This window comes from Azonexus sp. IMCC34839, assembly GCF_047047955.1.
Lineage (GTDB): Bacteria > Pseudomonadota > Gammaproteobacteria > Burkholderiales > Rhodocyclaceae > Azonexus.
The window spans coordinates 392,488-408,970 of the sequence record NZ_CP150631.1 but is presented as its reverse complement, the minus strand read 5'-3'; the positions used below and the strand labels follow the sequence as shown (position 1 = coordinate 408,970).

Annotated in this window: 19 protein-coding genes; 1 reads left to right on the top strand and 18 read right to left on the bottom strand. The window is 54.6% G+C overall.

The genetic code is table 11. From position 1 onward, the window contains the following. Window positions 1–4: 4 nt before the first annotated feature. The 8 genes from WIF35_RS02110 to WIF35_RS02075 all read right to left on the bottom strand — a co-directional run bounded on the left by WIF35_RS02110 (window position 5) and on the right by WIF35_RS02075 (window position 9,485). The gene (locus WIF35_RS02110) at window positions 5–835 is read right to left on the bottom strand and encodes a hypothetical protein (protein WP_412479920.1); all 831 of its coding nucleotides are present in this window, start codon (window positions 833–835) and stop codon (window positions 5–7) included. Beyond that, entirely contained in the window at window positions 835–1,743 is a 909-nt protein-coding gene (locus WIF35_RS02105; protein ID WP_412479919.1) for a hypothetical protein, read from the bottom strand. The genes WIF35_RS02110 and WIF35_RS02105 overlap by 1 nt, the downstream gene beginning before the upstream one ends. Next, entirely contained in the window at window positions 1,740–6,995 is a 5,256-nt protein-coding gene (locus WIF35_RS02100; protein WP_412479918.1) for a phage tail length tape measure family protein, read from the bottom strand. The genes WIF35_RS02105 and WIF35_RS02100 overlap by 4 nt, the downstream gene beginning before the upstream one ends. A 74-nt stretch (window positions 6,996–7,069) precedes the next feature. Beyond that, complete coding sequence (locus tag WIF35_RS02095; protein WP_412479917.1) at window positions 7,070–7,426, bottom strand: hypothetical protein; 357 nt, start codon at window positions 7,424–7,426, stop codon at window positions 7,070–7,072. 31 nt (window positions 7,427–7,457) lie between these two features. Further along, window positions 7,458–7,745, bottom strand: coding sequence for a DUF1799 domain-containing protein (locus WIF35_RS02090; protein ID WP_412479916.1), 288 nt, complete (start codon window positions 7,743–7,745; stop codon window positions 7,458–7,460). A 17-nt stretch (window positions 7,746–7,762) separates the two neighbouring features. Then, the gene (locus WIF35_RS02085; protein WP_412479915.1) at window positions 7,763–8,146 is read right to left on the bottom strand and encodes a phage tail assembly chaperone; all 384 of its coding nucleotides are present in this window, start codon (window positions 8,144–8,146) and stop codon (window positions 7,763–7,765) included. Between the two features lie 71 nt (window positions 8,147–8,217). Beyond that, window positions 8,218–8,724, bottom strand: coding sequence for a Rha family transcriptional regulator (locus tag WIF35_RS02080; protein ID WP_412479914.1), 507 nt, complete (start codon window positions 8,722–8,724; stop codon window positions 8,218–8,220). A 134-nt stretch (window positions 8,725–8,858) separates the two neighbouring features. Beyond that, window positions 8,859–9,485, bottom strand: coding sequence for a phage tail tube protein (locus tag WIF35_RS02075; RefSeq protein WP_412479913.1), 627 nt, complete (start codon window positions 9,483–9,485; stop codon window positions 8,859–8,861). Here WIF35_RS02075 and WIF35_RS02070 point away from each other — a divergent pair. Then, complete coding sequence (locus WIF35_RS02070) at window positions 9,475–9,729, top strand: hypothetical protein (protein WP_412481274.1); 255 nt, start codon at window positions 9,475–9,477, stop codon at window positions 9,727–9,729. The two genes, WIF35_RS02075 and WIF35_RS02070, sit on opposite strands and share 11 nt — an antisense overlap. Here the strand turns inward: WIF35_RS02070 and WIF35_RS02065 are convergent. Genes WIF35_RS02065 through WIF35_RS02020 form a run of 10 tightly spaced genes read right to left on the bottom strand, consistent with a single transcriptional unit; the run spans window position 9,615 to window position 16,395 of the window. Continuing rightward, the gene (locus WIF35_RS02065) at window positions 9,615–9,974 is read right to left on the bottom strand and encodes a DUF3168 domain-containing protein (RefSeq protein WP_412479912.1); all 360 of its coding nucleotides are present in this window, start codon (window positions 9,972–9,974) and stop codon (window positions 9,615–9,617) included. The two genes, WIF35_RS02070 and WIF35_RS02065, sit on opposite strands and share 115 nt — an antisense overlap. Further along, window positions 9,971–10,405, bottom strand: a complete 435-nt coding sequence (locus WIF35_RS02060; protein WP_412479911.1) for an HK97-gp10 family putative phage morphogenesis protein — start codon at window positions 10,403–10,405, stop codon at window positions 9,971–9,973. The genes WIF35_RS02065 and WIF35_RS02060 overlap by 4 nt, the downstream gene beginning before the upstream one ends. Further along, window positions 10,405–10,719, bottom strand: a complete 315-nt coding sequence (locus WIF35_RS02055) for a phage head closure protein (protein ID WP_412479910.1) — start codon at window positions 10,717–10,719, stop codon at window positions 10,405–10,407. The genes WIF35_RS02060 and WIF35_RS02055 overlap by 1 nt, the downstream gene beginning before the upstream one ends. Further along, window positions 10,719–10,988, bottom strand: coding sequence for a head-tail connector protein (locus tag WIF35_RS02050; RefSeq protein ID WP_412479909.1), 270 nt, complete (start codon window positions 10,986–10,988; stop codon window positions 10,719–10,721). Before WIF35_RS02050 ends, WIF35_RS02055 begins: the two co-directional genes overlap by 1 nt. Then, window positions 10,988–11,221 (bottom strand): hypothetical protein, encoded by a 234-nt coding sequence (locus tag WIF35_RS02045; RefSeq protein ID WP_412479908.1) that lies wholly within the window; start codon window positions 11,219–11,221, stop codon window positions 10,988–10,990. The genes WIF35_RS02050 and WIF35_RS02045 overlap by 1 nt, the downstream gene beginning before the upstream one ends. A 23-nt stretch (window positions 11,222–11,244) precedes the next feature. Continuing rightward, window positions 11,245–12,459 (bottom strand): phage major capsid protein, encoded by a 1,215-nt coding sequence (locus WIF35_RS02040; RefSeq protein ID WP_412479907.1) that lies wholly within the window; start codon window positions 12,457–12,459, stop codon window positions 11,245–11,247. A gap of 10 nt (window positions 12,460–12,469) precedes the next feature. Next, the gene (locus WIF35_RS02035; protein ID WP_412479906.1) at window positions 12,470–13,099 is read right to left on the bottom strand and encodes an HK97 family phage prohead protease; all 630 of its coding nucleotides are present in this window, start codon (window positions 13,097–13,099) and stop codon (window positions 12,470–12,472) included. Continuing rightward, window positions 13,086–14,336 (bottom strand): phage portal protein, encoded by a 1,251-nt coding sequence (locus tag WIF35_RS02030; RefSeq protein WP_412479905.1) that lies wholly within the window; start codon window positions 14,334–14,336, stop codon window positions 13,086–13,088. The genes WIF35_RS02035 and WIF35_RS02030 overlap by 14 nt, the downstream gene beginning before the upstream one ends. Then, complete coding sequence (locus tag WIF35_RS02025) at window positions 14,333–16,015, bottom strand: terminase large subunit (protein WP_412479904.1); 1,683 nt, start codon at window positions 16,013–16,015, stop codon at window positions 14,333–14,335. The genes WIF35_RS02030 and WIF35_RS02025 overlap by 4 nt, the downstream gene beginning before the upstream one ends. Next, on the bottom strand, window positions 16,015–16,395 hold the full coding sequence (locus WIF35_RS02020) for a hypothetical protein (RefSeq protein WP_412479903.1): 381 nt from the start codon (window positions 16,393–16,395) through the stop codon (window positions 16,015–16,017). Before WIF35_RS02020 ends, WIF35_RS02025 begins: the two co-directional genes overlap by 1 nt. Window positions 16,396–16,483 lie beyond the last annotated feature (88 nt).

The window sequence follows — 16,483 nt, the reverse complement described above, 5'->3', positions numbered from 1 at the left end:
CTGCTTAAATCAAGGAACACTTGATCACGGCAAAATTAATTTTCAGTACCTCTGACACATTCGATTCGCTGATGTTTTTAATGACCACTGTAAATTGACCGTCTCTGACAGTAATCCATGAGTTGAAGTAACTGGACATCCAGTCTTCTAGAGAATGAACAACAACATCATTTCTTGTGACAAACTCGTTCAATACGACAAACTGATAAATTCCGCCCGGAACCAAATCAATTAACGACGTGGTTATCTTCCCGGTTGGCTTATTGATTGATACGAACGACTGGCTTCCGGATTGGACTGCCTCACCGCCAGAGCGCTCGGCATATCCGATTGTTCCGCTGTGAACATGAACGCCACCCTCGAAGTGACCATCTGTACTTCGTTGCCTGGCCAGCTCAGCGCTGGTAGCTGCCTCAGTCGCCTTAGTGGTTGCTGTAGCGGCGGAAGCCGCTGCCGCTGTCGCGCTCGCCGCTGCCCCGTTCTTTGACACACCGGCAGCGTTCGCATTGGCGGCGGCAGAAAAAGCCGACTGAGCAGCCTCGTTCGCCTTCGTTGCCGACGTGCTGGCCGATGCGGCGGCGGCAGTCGCGCTCGATGCTGCCTCCGTCGCACTGTTCTTCGCCTCGTTCGCCTTAGTGGTCGCCGTGCTGGCCGAAGCAGATGCCTGATCTGCCCGATCAGATGCGGCAGACGCCCTATCATTCACCTCGTCAGCCAAGCTGTTGGCTTCACCAGACCAGGTATTGAGAGCGCCAATTGTTGCGAACGCTTTATTGTTGAACGTCAGCGGATCATCGTTCGGTGTGGGCGGGTTAAATCTCGATGTAATTCTCATCAGGTTAGTCCTTCAATGTCGATTGATACGTCGGAGTAGCGTGCATACGCGATGTTTATCTCGAAGTTGTTGAAAAAGCCGAAGATGGTCATAGAGCCGTATCTGTCCGACCCGACCCAAACGCATGGAGTTGAGCGAAACGCGGCCAAGGCGTTGAATACGTTGTCCAGAGACTTGTTATCGATCAGCACATTGAAGCTCGCGCGCCGCGCGAATGCCCTCTGCACGAGCAGCGTGTCGCCCCACTCGTTCCGCTCTTTTCTGCTGAAATCCTGAATTCCTAACCGGACGCCCTGGCGCGTTCCAATACCAATGGATTTCATGTCGCCGAAGACAAGCGCACCGATATAGGCCTCGCCGCCGCTTTGGAATTCAACTCTCAGGGTCGCATTCGGATAGCTTGGAAGATCACGCACGACAAACTGTTTTTGCGTGCTTCGCGGCTCGAAAAACCATGCATACCACGATGACTCGCTAGGAACCGCGCCAAGGTCATATGACTTGTCGTAGACCACCCCGAAATCCGGATCAGTCAAACGTATATACACCGCAGTAACGCCCTCAATATTGATGAGCGCTACTGCGTTGACGGCTATTCCTGGCGCCAGCTCATAGAAGCTATACGTACCGATTCGCGTCTGGGTAGTGCTCGATAGGTCGAACAATTTCCAGCGATTCGTCGGGCTGACTTCAACCCACCACATCGGCTCAGATTCCGGGTTTTTCCCAAGGTTATCGGCCTGAATCGACTGATAAATCTTGTGCGACGAGGTCAAGTGGACCCTATTTCCGGCCCCATAGGTTGTCGTGTCAGACCATGCTGCCGAATCATCTTCGAGAACGTTTGTTGCGCGCAGGGTTTGATCTGTGACCTGTATCGACTTGATTACCCGCAGAGGTTCGCTCATGCGACTACCCTCTCTTCCGGAATTCCGCTGTTATCCCAGCGCTCGTGCAGTTTGACCAGCCGCTGTTGAACTTGAACGAGCGCCGATGCCTGCGCCATTCCTTCCTCGCGCAACGCTCGAATCTCTTCTACCAGCGCCTGATTGACTCCACCGCCTGAAAAAATCGCTCTTGTCTGGTCTGCGTTGAAAATCCTCGATGGTCCGGTTGCCTCAAGCTCCGGGCCGCGCTCACCAACGATTCGCCACCCACCCTCGAATGTTCCACCGCTGGCAAAAGCCGGAATTGTCTCGCCATTGATTGCCGCGATCACCGCGCGCAAACCGTCAGCAGTTGTCTTTCCGGTCTCGTAGACCGCATCAGAAATGATCTTTTCGGCACTGGATGCGTTCTCCTCGATTGTTGCCAGGGTGACATCAATCGCACTTAGCAGGGCAAGCGACTCGGCTTGATAATCGACCGCAGCCTGGCTCTCCAGTTTGCTAGCGATCTTGTCCACTTGAGAGAACAGCGGGCTGGTCGAGAGCGCCCAATCGGACTGGCTCAACGACTTGAGCTTCATCATCTCGACGAGAGATGGAAGCGCAGCCGCCATCTTGTCGGCGTAGCTGGCCTGAGTTGTCCCATCCGTTGATAGCGCCATGCTGTAGGCGATAGAAAACTCCCGCTGCCGCTGGAAGATAAGCGCATCCTCGGATAGCTGCGACTGACGGGCCAGCCTTGCCGCCTCGCGAAGATTTGATGCGCTCTTCAAAAGGGCATCGATCAGCTGCTGCTGTGACTCGTAGTAACGAACGGTTTCGTCACGCAGGTTACTGAGCTTGTCTACGGCCTTCGATGCATCGACAACGTACTGTCGAATGGCGTTGCTATAGTCGATCTGGGCCTTGATGGCCGCATCTTCAGCGGCAGACACAGCGGCCGCGCCAGCTGCCCGGGCTTTTGCTACGGCATCGTCGTACTTCGGATCAAGTACCTCGTTGCCATATGGCTTGTATTTGTAGATGGCCAGATCGCGGTTGTACCGTCCCCAGCCGATGCCATTCGCGGACACATAGTCTTGGGAATGGTTGAGCGCCAAATTCTGGCCGATGGGCTGACCGTCAAGGAAGAATTGATACCCATAATCAAGGACTATTTTGGCAGACGAATTTCTACCAGACGAACTGATTCCTGCGTTGTCGAGCGCAGAACCCGCTGCTGCCAGGATCGCGTTGTATTCCGAAACTTGCTCACCGCCATTAAACGCCCAGCCGCCGACCTGGACGCCGCCGATTCTATTGGCCCATCCGCGATTTCTCTCGTTGACGGCGGCCTGCGCCTTGTCCCTTGCGGCAATCGCTGCGGCAAGCGTCGAGTCAGAGGATGATTTTGCTTTTTGCAGAGCATCTTGCGCGGCCAGAATCCCGTTTCCGTTTGGGGCTGCTGGCGTGGCTGACGTGATGGCGGCGCGAATCTTGGCGGCGGTCATGACGCCGACACCGTTGATGATCGATTCTCTGGCGCCGGCGACGCCGGACCTTGCATCCTGAATTTGCTTGAGCAGTCCGCCGAACAGACCGGAAATAGCAGACTCGATGCTCTTTGAAGTCTGGTCGACGGTATTCGTCAGGCTGTCCGCGAATACGCCGAAGGCTTCCGCAATGCTTAGCAGTGATGCGTAAGTCTTTTGGCCGGATACGGTTGCCAAGTCCATGCTTTCAACCAGACGGCGGAACTCTGATCTGGTTTTTGGCATAGTGAGCCCGAGGGCTTCAAATTGAGCGGCAAGGGCATCTCTCTGGTAGTTTTTCTGCTCTTCTTGCGAGTAATAACCAGAGTAGTATTTCTGTAGCGTTGTCTGCATCTGCTCGATGCCGCCCATCAGCGTGACTAGCCCGTCTGCCAGCTTCAGAACCCGGTCAGCATTGTTCTTTCCGAACTGCTCATTGAGCGTGTGTCCGAGCATCTTGAACATGCCGTTGACCGCGTTGACCTCATTGACAACGCGCTCGAATGTCTGAGCCCACGATTCGCCGCTGGCGGCCTTGTTGATGGCATCGACACTGGGCAGGAGTACTCTGCCCATTGCCTCGGTCAGTTGAGATGCCATGCTTTCTACAGCGGACTGCATGTTCGACATGTCCGCAATTTCGATTCGCTTGGAGAAACCTACTAGCTTGTCTGAAAGATACGGGTCGTCGAACAGATTACCGATCTCGATGTACTTGCTCTTGATGCCTTGGTACATCTTGTCGAGGAAGCTATCGAATGAGTCGCTGATCTTTTGAGCCTCTGTTTTCTTCTCGTCGCTAGAAAACCACCCTCCTTCGCGCTTAAAGTCCTGTAGTGTCGCTCCGGATGTCATCCCATTCATTGCTTCATTGAATGAGCCGGTAAATCGCGCAGAACCGGAAGCCTCCCATGGACCTTTTGTCATTCCGCCCGATGACCCGGCGATGGCTAGTACGGCAAGGGCTGCCCATCCCCAAACGGGTATAGCGGCCAGTGCGGCAGAGGCGGCCGCCAGCGAACCAGAGAGCCCGGCGCCGCCCATTGCTGCCGCGATACCGGCGCCAGCACCGTAGGCGCCAGCACCGGCGAGGGTGCCGCCAACAATACCGGCCGCGTCACCATATTTCTGATCGAGGTAACTTGCGACTCCATACGAAGTTAATCCAGCGCTAATCGCTGACATTGCGGTGCCGATTGTCCCCATCGATCCGGCTGAATTAGTGGCGGCTCCGCCCGCTCCAGCTGAAGACCCAGTTGTGCTACCTGCCGCGCCGCCGACAGCATTCCCCGCCTGAATTGACGCCCCGGTACCGTAATACCCTGCGTTGTAGTACGCCTGAGCAGCAGCCTGCGCTTCTGCTGCGGTCATGCCGTAACCGGCTTGTGCTGCCTGGTAATATCCGAGATAGGTTCCAGAGGCTAGGTTATAGATGCTGCTCGCGTTACTGGCCAGCCCGAAATAGTTCGTTCCAGCACCATCGTTGCTGCCGGAGGTTCCGGCCACGGCGTTGATCGCTGTATTAAGCAGATTTCCACCGGTCGTCATGGCCGATTGAACAGCGAACTTGAGAAGCATCGTCTTGAACGTGTTCTCAAGATTTTTTGCAAACGCCTGACCGAAGCTGTCGCCAGCCTCAAACGATCGATACAACGCATCGGTCAGGGATTGCTCAATCTGCCCCGTGAACTGCTCCCACTCGCGCGCCTGTTCGCGCAGCTTTGGTTTGGTGATCTCTGCATCGCGAAATTGCTTGAGCGCTGCGATGCGTTCCTTGATGCTGGCGAGCTCAGCAGAGCTAGCATCGAATAGCTCTATCGTCGCGGCCTTCTCTTCCAGAATCGCAATCTGATGGTCGTAGCGTGCCGATGTCAGGCGAGCAACTTCGTCAGCAGATTTTCCAATCAACGAATTCTCGAACTCGGCTGCCTTTGCTTTCTCGACCAGCTTCTGCGTTTCGTCTTCGACCGACTGCATATACTTCGCCCTGGACTCTTCCGCCTTTGTCCTGGACTCTTCCACCTTCGCCAATTCTTTGGCCGCTGCGATGGCCCCCGGCTGCATGCCAACATAACGCGCGAATTCATCGTTGAATTCGCCAAGGGATAGCTTTCCCTTGTCGTAGGCTTTGAGCAGCGTTTCTACATTTTTGACGTAGACAGATTCGAAATCCGATGACTCGCCATTGATTCTGTCGAGCAGCGTCTTAAGCTCCGCGGCTTCCTTTTTCGCCAGCGAGATTGCGCCCTTATCGGAAAATTGTTCGCGGATCGATTTCTCAGTTGCGGCAATCTTTTTCGGATCAAGAAGTGCGCTGTCAGGATCGGCTGCTCTGATTTTCTCGATGTTCTCGCGATAGTCGTTGAGCGCCTTATTCATCTGCTCCTGCTTGGTCATGGCCTTTTCGTTGGCCTTCACCACAGAATCGATAGCCGCAATCCCTTCTCTCTGGGTAGCATTTTTCTGGGCTTCTGCGGATGCCGCCTGCTTTGTCTTCTCGAGCTGAATTTGGAGTTTGGTGAGGTAGTCCTCGGCGGCAGTCGTATCGACCTTGTAGGGCCCGTTACGCAGGTCTTGAATGTACTTCACCTGGTTCTTGATCTTTGTTTCCAGATCCTGCTCGCGGCCAATATTGAGCATTTTGTCCCAGGCGGACTTGGCTCCGTCTCCCACAGCTTTCCAGCCGGTTTCGATCCAGCCAAGACTTTGCTTTATCTTCTCCGAGCGTTCTGACATCGCATCGGCGTAGGCTTTTTGCGCAAGATTAGCGGCATCGATGGCCTTGCCCTGGTCATCCAGCGCCTTGATTTGCTGATATACCGCAGCGGTCAGGTAGTTGTACTGGTCGTTGAGCTTTTTCGATGCATCTACTGGGTCTTTGCCGAGTTCAGTAAATTGCTTGACCGACTCTTCGACTGATTGTCCAGTTACTCGCTCCATGCGAATTGCCGCCTCTGCAACAAATCCGATTGCATCCCCAGAAACTTTCCCGGTGGACGTGATTTGATTTAATACTTCTGCAACCGCGCCCATGGTTGCGCCGGTAGAAGCGGCGATAGTGTTTTGAAGCGATAACAGATGGTTGACTGACGAGCCGGATGCATTGCCCGTCAGGATGATTGAACGTGAAAACTCCTTGGCTTCTTCAGACCCTTTGTAATACGCGAGGCCGAGCGCGGCTGCGGCAGTGGCAGTTACCGTCATCGGGTTGATAAGGCCAACAACGTAACCACTGAGCGCCTTTGCGGCGTTCCCCGCGCCTCCAAACATGTCCTTTAGCTGGCCGCCCTGCTGAAGGAATACGGTAAGCGGTGCTTGGCCACCCTGTAGGCTTGTCACGATGTCGGTAAGCTGGGCTGGAAGGCCTTGCATTGCCGCCGCAGTTTGTTTCGCTGAAATACCAACGCGGTTTTGAGCCGACTCGAGTTCGCGCATCTTGGCCAAATATGGCTCAAACACTGCCCGATCAAGACCTTTTGACGAAATCTGAAACTCAAACTTCTGGGAAGCCGTCTTTCCAGCCTGTTCCATCTGAGCCATCGTGCGCTTCAGGGAGGCCATCATTCTCCCCTCGGCTTTAGTCAACTTATTGGCCGACTCGTCAGCGGCGTTGCCAATGCCATCCATCGCCTTACCGGCTTTGTTTGCCGCATCAGAGGCCCTGGATGCCATCTTCTCCGCAACGTTACCGAGGCGATTCAGAGAGGCCTCCGCCCCCTCTGTCGACATCTCCGTGACGCCTTGAATTTTCAGATCTGACATTCGACAAACCCCAAATAAAAAGGCCAGCTAATCGCCGGCCTAGAAATGCAAAACCCGGCATGCGCCGGGCGGTTTTACTTTACTGCTGACAGCTTTGTCTCGCAGGTCAATCGGTACAGCATAGGGAAAACCACGTCGTCGCCTTCCTGCTTAATTGTGTGCGAAGTTTCGTCTGCGTAGAAAGGAACGAACCCGATATACGCCCCGAAGCTATTCTTTGCATTTACCTCCCCGCACAGGGAGATTTTTCCATCTGAATTCTTGTACACCGCAGCATTCCTGTATTGGGCGCTGCTCGGGTCTTTGAAGTCCCGCGTCAGTTGATACTTTGCCTTGGCGACGAAAGCTGAGTATTTACCGCCTTGCTGCGCCACCACCGGAATCGCTAGCAGCGTGGAGATCGCGAAAACTGCGACAAATTTTCTTAGCATTTTTCCATCCAAAAAAAGCGGATAGCATACATTAACCGCCACGCATGGTACTAAGCGCGTCCGATTCCATCGCCTTGATGTCGGCGAATACTTCCCACCATTCGTTGCCAGACAAACCCATTCTGTCCATTAGCTCGAATAGCACTTGATACTTGAGGCCAATGGGGCCGCTTAGTCCGACATCCCATTGGGTTCTCATCATTTGAAATAGGCTGAAAGACGGCCAGTTCTCCGGCCACACTTCAGCCTCTTCCTCGTGGTCGGCAACTGTTAAGCCAGTTCCGACAAGCTCTTTTTCTGTTGGCAGCCGGGCATACATCACCCGGGCCGCCTCCGTTAGTTTTTTACTCGACCCTCGACAATCGCCGCCCGGTACTGCTCCATGATCTCGGCGGCCGCCCCGGGGAACTCATCGCAGAACTGCTCTGCGGTCTCCCGATTGAGGGGCTCGTCGAGATTCCAACCGCGGATCACTTCGAGCAGATAAGCCGCGTTCTTGTCGCGCGCCTTACCCATGATTTCCCGCATGCCGAATTCACCGTCAGCCGGTCGCTCCTGCTTTGTCTCGGCAAAAATCTTGTCGATGAATTCGCCAAACTCGGTTTTGGTGCGGTAAATAAAGGTGACATCGATAGCCCCCTCGCCGCCTTCAATCAGAGGGAACTTGACGGTTCTTTTGAACGACTCCGGGCGGGCGCCCAATTTGACTTTGTTTGCCATGATTCTTTTTTCTTCCAGTAAGAGTTGCCCCGGGTAAAACCCGAAGGCGTAAAAAAACCCGCCTAAGCGGGTCAGTTCAGGAGCGAAGGCTGTATTTCCAGCTCAATTCGCTTTCGCTCAGATTCGAGCAGCGGAATCTCTCGTTTTCGATCAAGCATTAGATGCGATCCGAAGGAGGCCTTTACTTTCGACTCTACCTCTCTCGCCACCAGTTCCTGCATCTGCTTCCAGAGGCTTTGTTCTCTGAGCTTCAATGAGTCGCGCATGCGGAAGAATTCTCGGATCAGTGCAACCTTGAATTCGATGACCTTTGGAGAATTTCGCATGAAAGAAATCAACAGGCTTGCCTGGTGCTCATTGAGCATTGCGTACTCTGTCGGCTCGCCTCCGCGACGGTCAGCTCTTTTCACTCGGATTTCAAATCTGAGTGACCCAAACTCCTCGAACGATGATTGATGTTTTCGTACCAGCTTAATCACGCTGGCATGCTGTTGACCAAGGCCATACGCAATCACTTCAGACGATGCTCTGGCCTCGCCGTCGACTGCTGTCACCAGTGGAAAATTGAATTTGTTCATGTACCACTCCACGCTCCGAATGTTGGATGACGCGGCCTGATACGGCCGGAGCGGTTTTGCCGCATCTTTTCGGTAGCTACCCTAGGCCGCGTCAAAAACAAAAACCCGCCTAAGCGGGTTTGATTTCGGAGCTGTTACTGCTTGTTGTAGCGGGTGATGCGGCCATTTCCATTGACCGCAACGCTGTTTGTCATGATCGACCCTTCGGCCAGCTTGACGTTTTCATTCAGCGCGATGGTGCACGGCGTGAAGATCATGTCGCCAGACTTCAGGACCTTTTTCAGGATGGTGTCAGTCTGTGACTCGGACAGCTCAACCATGGCCTGATACGCCGGGGTGCCAAACTGGTCTGCATCGATCTCGAAAGACTCGGTGACGGCACTGAATCCGTCATTGAGGGTCGTTTCGGTGTCTTCGTCCATGAACTTCACCGTCACGGGCTTCGGATCGCCACCAGAAATGGACGGATTGAGGTATTTCGAAATCTGGATGAACTCCAGAACCTTTCGGACTGACCCGGCGCCTGTTCCAGACGGGAAAAAGGTCGTGTTTCGGGTATCAATTTCTTCCGCAACGAAAGAATCCAGCGTCGCATTTTTAACGCGAACCGCTCGATGGTTCAGACGCCCCCAGCCGGAGTAAATCTGGACGATATCGCCGTCTTCGAATCCGTGGTTTTCACACGAAATCACAGCCTCTTCGGCGTTGGTAATATTGGTTACCGCCTTCTTCACATCGAAAGATGCGGCGATGAAAAGCATTGTTCCACTCGGTAAAGTTGCCATTTCGGGTCCCTCAAAACAAAAAACCCGCTCGATGGCGGGTGTTGGTTGCGGGCTTTCGCCCATAAAAAAACCCGCCGAAGCGGGTTGGTTGCTACTGGTTACTGGTTATCTGTCTGCCCAGATGCTGAATCTCTGGATGCTTCCGTACAGCTTTGCGCTGTCCTCTCCATCGGAAACGGACATCGCCTCGCCTTGCGGATCAGTGGTGAATTGCTCGTGAGCGCAAAGAATTTCTTCGATCTGATGAATGATTTCGGTAGATTGCAGGCGTGAATCACTCCAAACGCTTATCTGGGTTAGTGCGTTTCTCTTGTCCGGAGCCCCGCCATCCCCATACCGAAGCGATTCGCCACCAATAACCTGCCATACGATGTACGGCCTGGGGGCGCGAAATGGGGCAACATCCGGGAATACGTTCGGACACACCTCTTCAAGCGCGAGCTTTAGGTCGGACTCAAAGCTCATTTCCCTGTCACCTCTTTGATAAATCGCTCTTTCATTGCATTGCGAACCTCGCGCCGCGTTTCGGCGATTGCTCTTCCGATGAAGGAATGCGCTGCGGAATGCCTTGTTCCAAGCTCGACCATCGATCCGTAGGGCGCCTTATTGGCGTTCCAGCTGATGTGGTAGGTCGATACGTCGCGGTAGCTGTTGTCTTCGCTGAACACCTGATAAATCGCATCCCGAAGCGTACCGGGCCGGTATGGCCCATAAATTCCATGCGTCCCGTGGAACATATGCGGATGCACAGACACAGGGACGAGCAGCTTTGCCCGGTCGTATATAATCTGCGCCCCTGCTTGCGCCGCTGGCCGGGTTGCCCTATTCAGCTTTTCCGTGGTCGCCTGGAGTTGTTCTTTGAATGCTGCGACGTTTATCTTGATTTTCGCTCCCATCAAATCCTCATCTTGCAGAGCAGATCGACAAATCGTCCGCGCTCATCCGGGAGAACGGCTTGTATGTCGTAGATCGAATCTTTGTGGACAACGCGCATCCCGGCATCGATTGCCGGGTTCGTTCTAATCCTGATGCTTGCCTGTACGATGCTCGTGTCGGAACCTGACTTGATCGCGCTATAACCAGTCGGGTGCTTGATATTTGCCCACGTATCGTCGACCAGCTCCCAGTCGTTGGTCTTCTGGCCGATTTCATCGTAGGTATCCGACTGACGCTCAATTCTGACGCGGTGTTTCAGCGTTCTTGATAGCATCACGCCCCCAGGATCGCATCGAGTCGCCAAATGGCTCTGGCCTGAGCTAGAACCGTATCCCGACTGTATGGATCGCCTTCAAAATCCTGTTGCACAAGCAGCCTTATTCCGCGCCTGGCGCGCGGGCTCAACTCCGGATCAAATCCTTCTGGGTAATCGAATGAAGCGAGGCACTCAGACTTGATTTCTTCGATCATGGAAACGAGGTGGTCGTCGCTATCGTCGTCGTCAATCCGGAGATCGGCCTTCACGTCATCGAGCAGGCTCATCAGGTCGCCTCTTTGGGTGCAGCAGGCTTGGTTTCGGATGGCTTGGCGATGCGCTCTTTCTTGGGTTCTGGTTTCGGCAACTCACCAACCATCCCATGTCGCACGTAATGCTCGATGGTCACCTTATCCACCTCTGGTGGGGTGTCTCCAGGGCGAAACTTCTTCCCGTCAGCAACGAATGTCTTGAGAACTTGCATTTTTTTCTCCAAAAAAAAGCCCGCAGGCATCGCCATGCGGGCTTTTTTCTTTCGCTCGTTTAGTTGAACGAACCTGAAACGATTGCTTGCGGGCGCTCAACAGTGAAGCCGAGGCGCTCTTCACAGAGGATCGCCACCATGTTCTTGATGAAGAAGTCGGCATGCTGCTCGGCCACGCGAACACTCACGTCCTCGCGGTCATAGATCGTTGCCGCCATGCTCGACCCGACCAGGAAATCTCCGGTTTCAAGACCGAACGACTCAACGACGCGCTTGCCCCAGATGCGCGGTGCTGCGCCATCGGTCGGGGTACCGAAGATGTAGGCGCCGTCCGCTGTCTTCATCATTTGGATGGTTGCCCAGTCCTCAAGGGACATCACGGCGAAGGTTGCCGGATATTTGGCCTTGGTGACCTGAAGAATCGCCCAGCGCAGGTGGTCGATCTTGTTCGGATTGGCAGGAATCCCAGCCGGCGAGTACGGAGTAGCCTGAGGGACCAGGCCGAGCAGATTGCCGTTCGTGCCATCGCCAAACATCAGTGCTTCATCCTCCTTGAACTTCAAGCCAGTTCGCAGTTTCCCGTCGATGATCCCGCGCAGCTGCGGAGCATCTGCCAGAACCTGACGAGAAGCCGGAATCCAGTGAGCGATTGTCTCTACGGCACTGGTTTTCTTTTCGAAGGTGATGCCGGATTCCGGCTTTACCGTTCCTTCACCGTTCTGCGGGCCAGCATTGTTGGTGAAGATCTTCTCTTTGACCCACTCAATGGCATTGGTCGAAATGCTGACGGAAGAGAACAGGTCGCGGATGGTCAGCGGGGTATCCGGTTCCATCAGGATTCCAGGAACGCGGTACGGCTCGATCAACACACCGGCCGATCCTTGTCCGCTGGTCACCGCCGCTTTGGCGAAGAGCGGTCCGGCCATGGTGCAAAGCTCAACGTTTCCACCCTTGTAGTTCTTGGCGGCATCCGATTCTGCAGCCATCTGGCCGAGCGTCTTGGCCGTGTTCTGCTTGAACGATGCCTCTGCTTTCGACATCAGCTTGCCGAGTTCGTCATTGACCTTATCCAGCGACTGTTCAGCCTTCTCGACACGCAAAACAGCCTCTTGAAACGCTGTTTTGGTTACGACATCGGCCTTTCCTTCCTTGATTTCTTGGTGCAGCTTTTCCACGCGACTATCAAGGTCTTGGTGTGACTTCTTGACGTTTTCGACGGCCTCCTTTGCAGATTTTGCAACGGCGGACAGCTCTTCAAAGTTAAATTGGGTCATTTTTGGTCCTTTACCAGGTGATTGATTTAAGGTTTTTCAATGCGTCTGCCAGCATCTCGCTGTCTCGATCACCATCCCGGTGACCAAGCGACTTGAAGCCGCCAGACGCGAGGGCTTTTGCCTCTGCCTGGCTATATCCGAGGCCACGAAGTTGGGCCTCGAAATCTCGGATAGTGGCCGCTTTTACCGAATCGATAAGGGCCTCTGGGTTCATGCCGAACGGAACAATTGAGAATTCCCACAGTTCGGCGGCTTTGATGACTCGAACCTCTTTGCCGCATCGTGTTTCGTAGTCACTTCCGCCCTTCAAGATGTTGAATCCGACAGAAAGTCCATTGAGAACTCCGTCTTTCATCAGCTCATAGGCATCTCTTACATAGCTGACGCCGAGGCTGAGTTTTCCTTCAACGTAAAGGCCTCGTTCGTCCTGCTTAAAGCTTGCCTTGCCAGCCAACCGATCAAGCTTGTGACCGATGGCGATTCGAAGCATCCCGTCATGGGTAGTCTTGGCCTTTTTGAACGCGCCTTGCTCGATCACGTCGTAACCAAGGTCAATATTCCCGAAAACAGCTGCGTAACCGGTAAATGTTCCGTCCTGGCTGGCGCTTTTGATTTCCAGAGGAGCGTTAATTCGGTCCATTTTTTGAGGCTCCCGCCTTATCAAGTTGAATTTCGCGAAGCAGATCGCTAGGGGCCATGTTCAGCGGAACATGAAGGTCATCTGCACCATCTCGTGTCGGCATGTTTTCAAGCTCACGAATCTCGTTTTGAGACATGGCACCGGCCATTCTCATCTGTACGTAGTAGGACGCACGCTGCGTTGAGTCGCCGCGCAATAAACCGCGCACATCGAACTCAAAGTAGTGATCGATTTGCTCTTTTTCTGTCAGAAGGCAGGTGTTTAGGCCTTGCTCAATCCGGACCAGGTACGGAAGCAGCGTGTAGTCAAGAAAGTGCTTGTTGGCCTGTTCGCTGTTGTTGTAACTGGCCTTATCCATTTCCATGAGCATGGATACCGGGACGCGATAAATCCTCGCCACCTCGGCGATTTGAAGCTTTCGTGTCTCGATGAACTGAGCCTCGTTGTTCGGCGTTGTGACTGGCTGGTACTTAAGGCCCTTTTCAAGGATCGGAAGCAGCCCGGAGAGCCATGATTCGCGAACGTACTTGTTGAACCCATCGCGGATTCCGTCTCGCTGGTCTTTCCTGAACTCTAAGTCGGTCGTCAAAACGCCTGTTGGGCGCCCGCCCGACCCGAAGAATTCGGCGCCGTACTTCTCAACAGCAACCGTGAGCGCAAGGCTGTTCGCATGCAACCGGTGAGGAGCAAACCCTTCTATCTCACCAACGTTCCCAAACCCTCGAATCGGGCAGATTTCTTCACGCTTTAGCGGAATTTGCTGGCCATCGTTTCGAGTGAACAGGTACAACAGACTTCCGTCACTCGTGAGCTCCGGCTTAACCTTTGATTTCGGTACCGGGATGATCGAATAAAGCTTCCCATCTGGACGGCGAATTGCCCTGTTGTAGGCCTGTCCGAGTGTGCAAAGCGATACCGCCATGCTCTCTTTCCACTCGACGGCGGTCATGTACTCGTTCGGCTGCCTGCTTACAAGCCGGTGCGCTGCATGATCAACCGCCTGCTCTCTGCCTTTGCTAGTCTTTCGATATAGCTTCAGTGGTAGCGTACCGACGGTTTCAGAAATCAGTCTGATGCAGGAAAAGGCAGCGGCAATCTGGAGTTGCGTTTTCTCATCGACGCTGACTTTTGACCAGGTTGGACCACCTCCGATCCATTGCCAGTCAGCGGGCTCCAAAAGGGACATGTCCGCCCCCTTTAAAGCCAGGCGCATCATGGTGCGACGAATCAGATTCATTTCTTAACGAAGCTTTCGAAGAAGCCACCGCCAACGGCGGCTGGCGGGTTAAGTTGCATTAACGATATGGCGTTGAATGTCGCCATGAGCGGGTCAATCTTTGCCGACCCGCTTGCTTGTTTTGTGATGCTCACGGCGTTCCCTACCGGAACAACCTTTGCGTTTCCGACACACCAGGCCATAAGTGGCTGGCCGCCATGGCGTAGTCGCGTCTCGGCTAGCCTTCGCTCTGTGGTCTTGATGGCACCGGTTAGCTTCCAGCCCTGAGAAATCCCGACGATTTGATCCATCGTCACAGGGCCCGGCTCGTCTTCTGTCCCTATCAGCGCATCAAGAATCGACCCGATTCCGTGCTGGTCGACTCCGATCCGGTCTAGCAACCCGGCATCGGTAATCCGCCTGACGATATCGACAACCTGCTCAACGTCCTGGCCAATCTCATCGACAAGCGTCAGGTCACCATCTCTGGCGAAATCCTGAAACCGGCTGGCCTCAGACTTCCGCCTCTCAAGAACAGACGGATGCGCCCACGCGTGCGCCCAGTGAAGCCATTCACCGGTTTCACCATCTCGACCGACTGCGGCAAGGCCAAGTAAGTCATCCAGGCCGCCGCCGTCGATACCGACGTCAACCACCTCGCTGCGCTCTATCAGCGCATCAAGCGTGATCGACTTGTCTCCGCAAGCCTCCCAGAAGTCGGCGCCGGCCCAACGGTCAGAGCGCAGGTTTAGGCCGATCTCGACGTTCAGGTGCTTGGCGAGGAACTGCTGGAAGCTGCCATCCGTCTTGGTGGCGTTCTTCCGCAGGTTGTCCTCCAGCCACTCCTGGCTGACCGACCGGCCGATGTTCGGGTTCGTGATGAAGAAGTTCTCCGGCTTCATGTAGGCCTTTGCCTTCACCATGTCCTCGGGGAACTCGTACAGCACGCCCAGTGACTTCGGGTCGTTTATCTTCCCGTCACGAACGTCTCGGTAATACTGAAGCTTGTCCTTGAAAACACCTGCCGGCGGCTCGTCGCTCTGCGTGGAGAGGTAAATCACCCAGCCCTCTTCGCGGCTGATCTGGCCACCTGTGGCCTCCATGAACATGGCCTCTGCGTTCGCTCGCTTGCCGAAAATCCAATGCTCATCGATAAGAATTCGGCCCGATTTCTTTCCAGATACGGTGTCCGTATCTGCAGCAACAACCTTCAGGCTCGCCCGGCTCACGCGGTGCGTGATCGTCCGGATGTGATCCTGGATGTGGAACAGCTCCATCAGCTCGTCGTCGGCCCGGACCATCCCGGCCGCTGGCTTGAAGCTGTTGTCCGCCACCTCCTTCGTCGGCGCCAGGATCAGGTGCTCCTCGTCCTCGCGCCAGCAGAGGATCACCGCCGTCAGCATGATGCCGGCCGCGATGGTCGATTTTGTGTTTTTCTTCGAGATCAACAGGAAGAATTCACGGATCAGCTGCTTCCCGGTCTCCGCGTCGTAAGCGCCGAATATCGCCGCTACGAAGTCAAACACCCACTGCTCGCTGCACTCGCCGAACGTCGGCTTTCCGGGAAGATCGACCACCCGTAGCTGCTTGAAGATGTGCAGCGCCTGCTCGGCCGTGTCCTGGAAGATCGGCGGCGGAATGATCGACTGTCCGGCCTTTAGCCGCTCTGCCCAGTCAGGGCAGGAAGTCGTCCATTCCATTAGCGATTACCGACCACCCTCAGCGGCGGTGCTGATGCAGCGAACTTACCTCCAGCGGCCTTCTGCGCTGATGCCTGGCGCTCCGTCTTCTTGCCTACGTCACCCTTGCGGACGTGCTTGAATGGCATCAGTATCTTTGCAGCTTCAATCCGGAACTTGGCATCCATGGTCGGATTTGCCATCACGTCCTCAAGGAACTGCATCGGGTCCTTGCCATCACCGGCCAGAATCACCTCAACCGGATTCTCTTGACCATCGATCCCATCACCGTTCGGGATGCGCTCTTCTCGCCCAGGGCTCTCCTCGATCAGAATCGGCTGGCGCGGCTTGCGGCCAGCACCATTCCGGGCGCCTCCGCTCCTGCCTTTAACGCCTGCCATTTGATTAACTCGCTTCTGATTTGATTTCGATTTGATTAAATTCGTAGGGGGAATTTTTTCTGTACGTGAGAAACCGGTCGGTTCCCGG

Excerpts from the sequence above, each read along its gene's own strand:
- WIF35_RS02110 (WP_412479920.1), bottom strand. The coding sequence starts at position 835 with ATGAGAATTACATCGAGATTTAACCCGCCCACACCGAACGATGATCCG.
- WIF35_RS02105 (WP_412479919.1), bottom strand. The coding sequence starts at position 1,743 with ATGAGCGAACCTCTGCGGGTAATCAAGTCGATACAGGTCACAGATCAA.
- WIF35_RS02100 (WP_412479918.1), bottom strand. The coding sequence starts at position 6,995 with ATGTCAGATCTGAAAATTCAAGGCGTCACGGAGATGTCGACAGAGGGG.
- WIF35_RS02095 (WP_412479917.1), bottom strand. The coding sequence starts at position 7,426 with ATGCTAAGAAAATTTGTCGCAGTTTTCGCGATCTCCACGCTGCTAGCG.
- WIF35_RS02090 (WP_412479916.1), bottom strand. The coding sequence starts at position 7,745 with ATGTATGCCCGGCTGCCAACAGAAAAAGAGCTTGTCGGAACTGGCTTA.
- WIF35_RS02085 (WP_412479915.1), bottom strand. The coding sequence starts at position 8,146 with ATGGCAAACAAAGTCAAATTGGGCGCCCGCCCGGAGTCGTTCAAAAGA.
- WIF35_RS02080 (WP_412479914.1), bottom strand. The coding sequence starts at position 8,724 with ATGAACAAATTCAATTTTCCACTGGTGACAGCAGTCGACGGCGAGGCC.
- WIF35_RS02070 (WP_412481274.1), top strand. The coding sequence starts at position 9,475 with ATGAAAAGCATTGTTCCACTCGGTAAAGTTGCCATTTCGGGTCCCTCA.
- WIF35_RS02075 (WP_412479913.1), bottom strand. The coding sequence starts at position 9,485 with ATGCTTTTCATCGCCGCATCTTTCGATGTGAAGAAGGCGGTAACCAAT.
- WIF35_RS02065 (WP_412479912.1), bottom strand. The coding sequence starts at position 9,974 with ATGAGCTTTGAGTCCGACCTAAAGCTCGCGCTTGAAGAGGTGTGTCCG.
- WIF35_RS02060 (WP_412479911.1), bottom strand. The coding sequence starts at position 10,405 with ATGGGAGCGAAAATCAAGATAAACGTCGCAGCATTCAAAGAACAACTC.
- WIF35_RS02055 (WP_412479910.1), bottom strand. The coding sequence starts at position 10,719 with ATGCTATCAAGAACGCTGAAACACCGCGTCAGAATTGAGCGTCAGTCG.
- WIF35_RS02050 (WP_412479909.1), bottom strand. The coding sequence starts at position 10,988 with ATGAGCCTGCTCGATGACGTGAAGGCCGATCTCCGGATTGACGACGAC.
- WIF35_RS02045 (WP_412479908.1), bottom strand. The coding sequence starts at position 11,221 with ATGGCGATGCCTGCGGGCTTTTTTTTGGAGAAAAAAATGCAAGTTCTC.
- WIF35_RS02040 (WP_412479907.1), bottom strand. The coding sequence starts at position 12,459 with ATGACCCAATTTAACTTTGAAGAGCTGTCCGCCGTTGCAAAATCTGCA.
- WIF35_RS02035 (WP_412479906.1), bottom strand. The coding sequence starts at position 13,099 with ATGGACCGAATTAACGCTCCTCTGGAAATCAAAAGCGCCAGCCAGGAC.
- WIF35_RS02030 (WP_412479905.1), bottom strand. The coding sequence starts at position 14,336 with ATGAATCTGATTCGTCGCACCATGATGCGCCTGGCTTTAAAGGGGGCG.
- WIF35_RS02025 (WP_412479904.1), bottom strand. The coding sequence starts at position 16,015 with ATGGAATGGACGACTTCCTGCCCTGACTGGGCAGAGCGGCTAAAGGCC.
- WIF35_RS02020 (WP_412479903.1), bottom strand. The coding sequence starts at position 16,395 with ATGGCAGGCGTTAAAGGCAGGAGCGGAGGCGCCCGGAATGGTGCTGGC.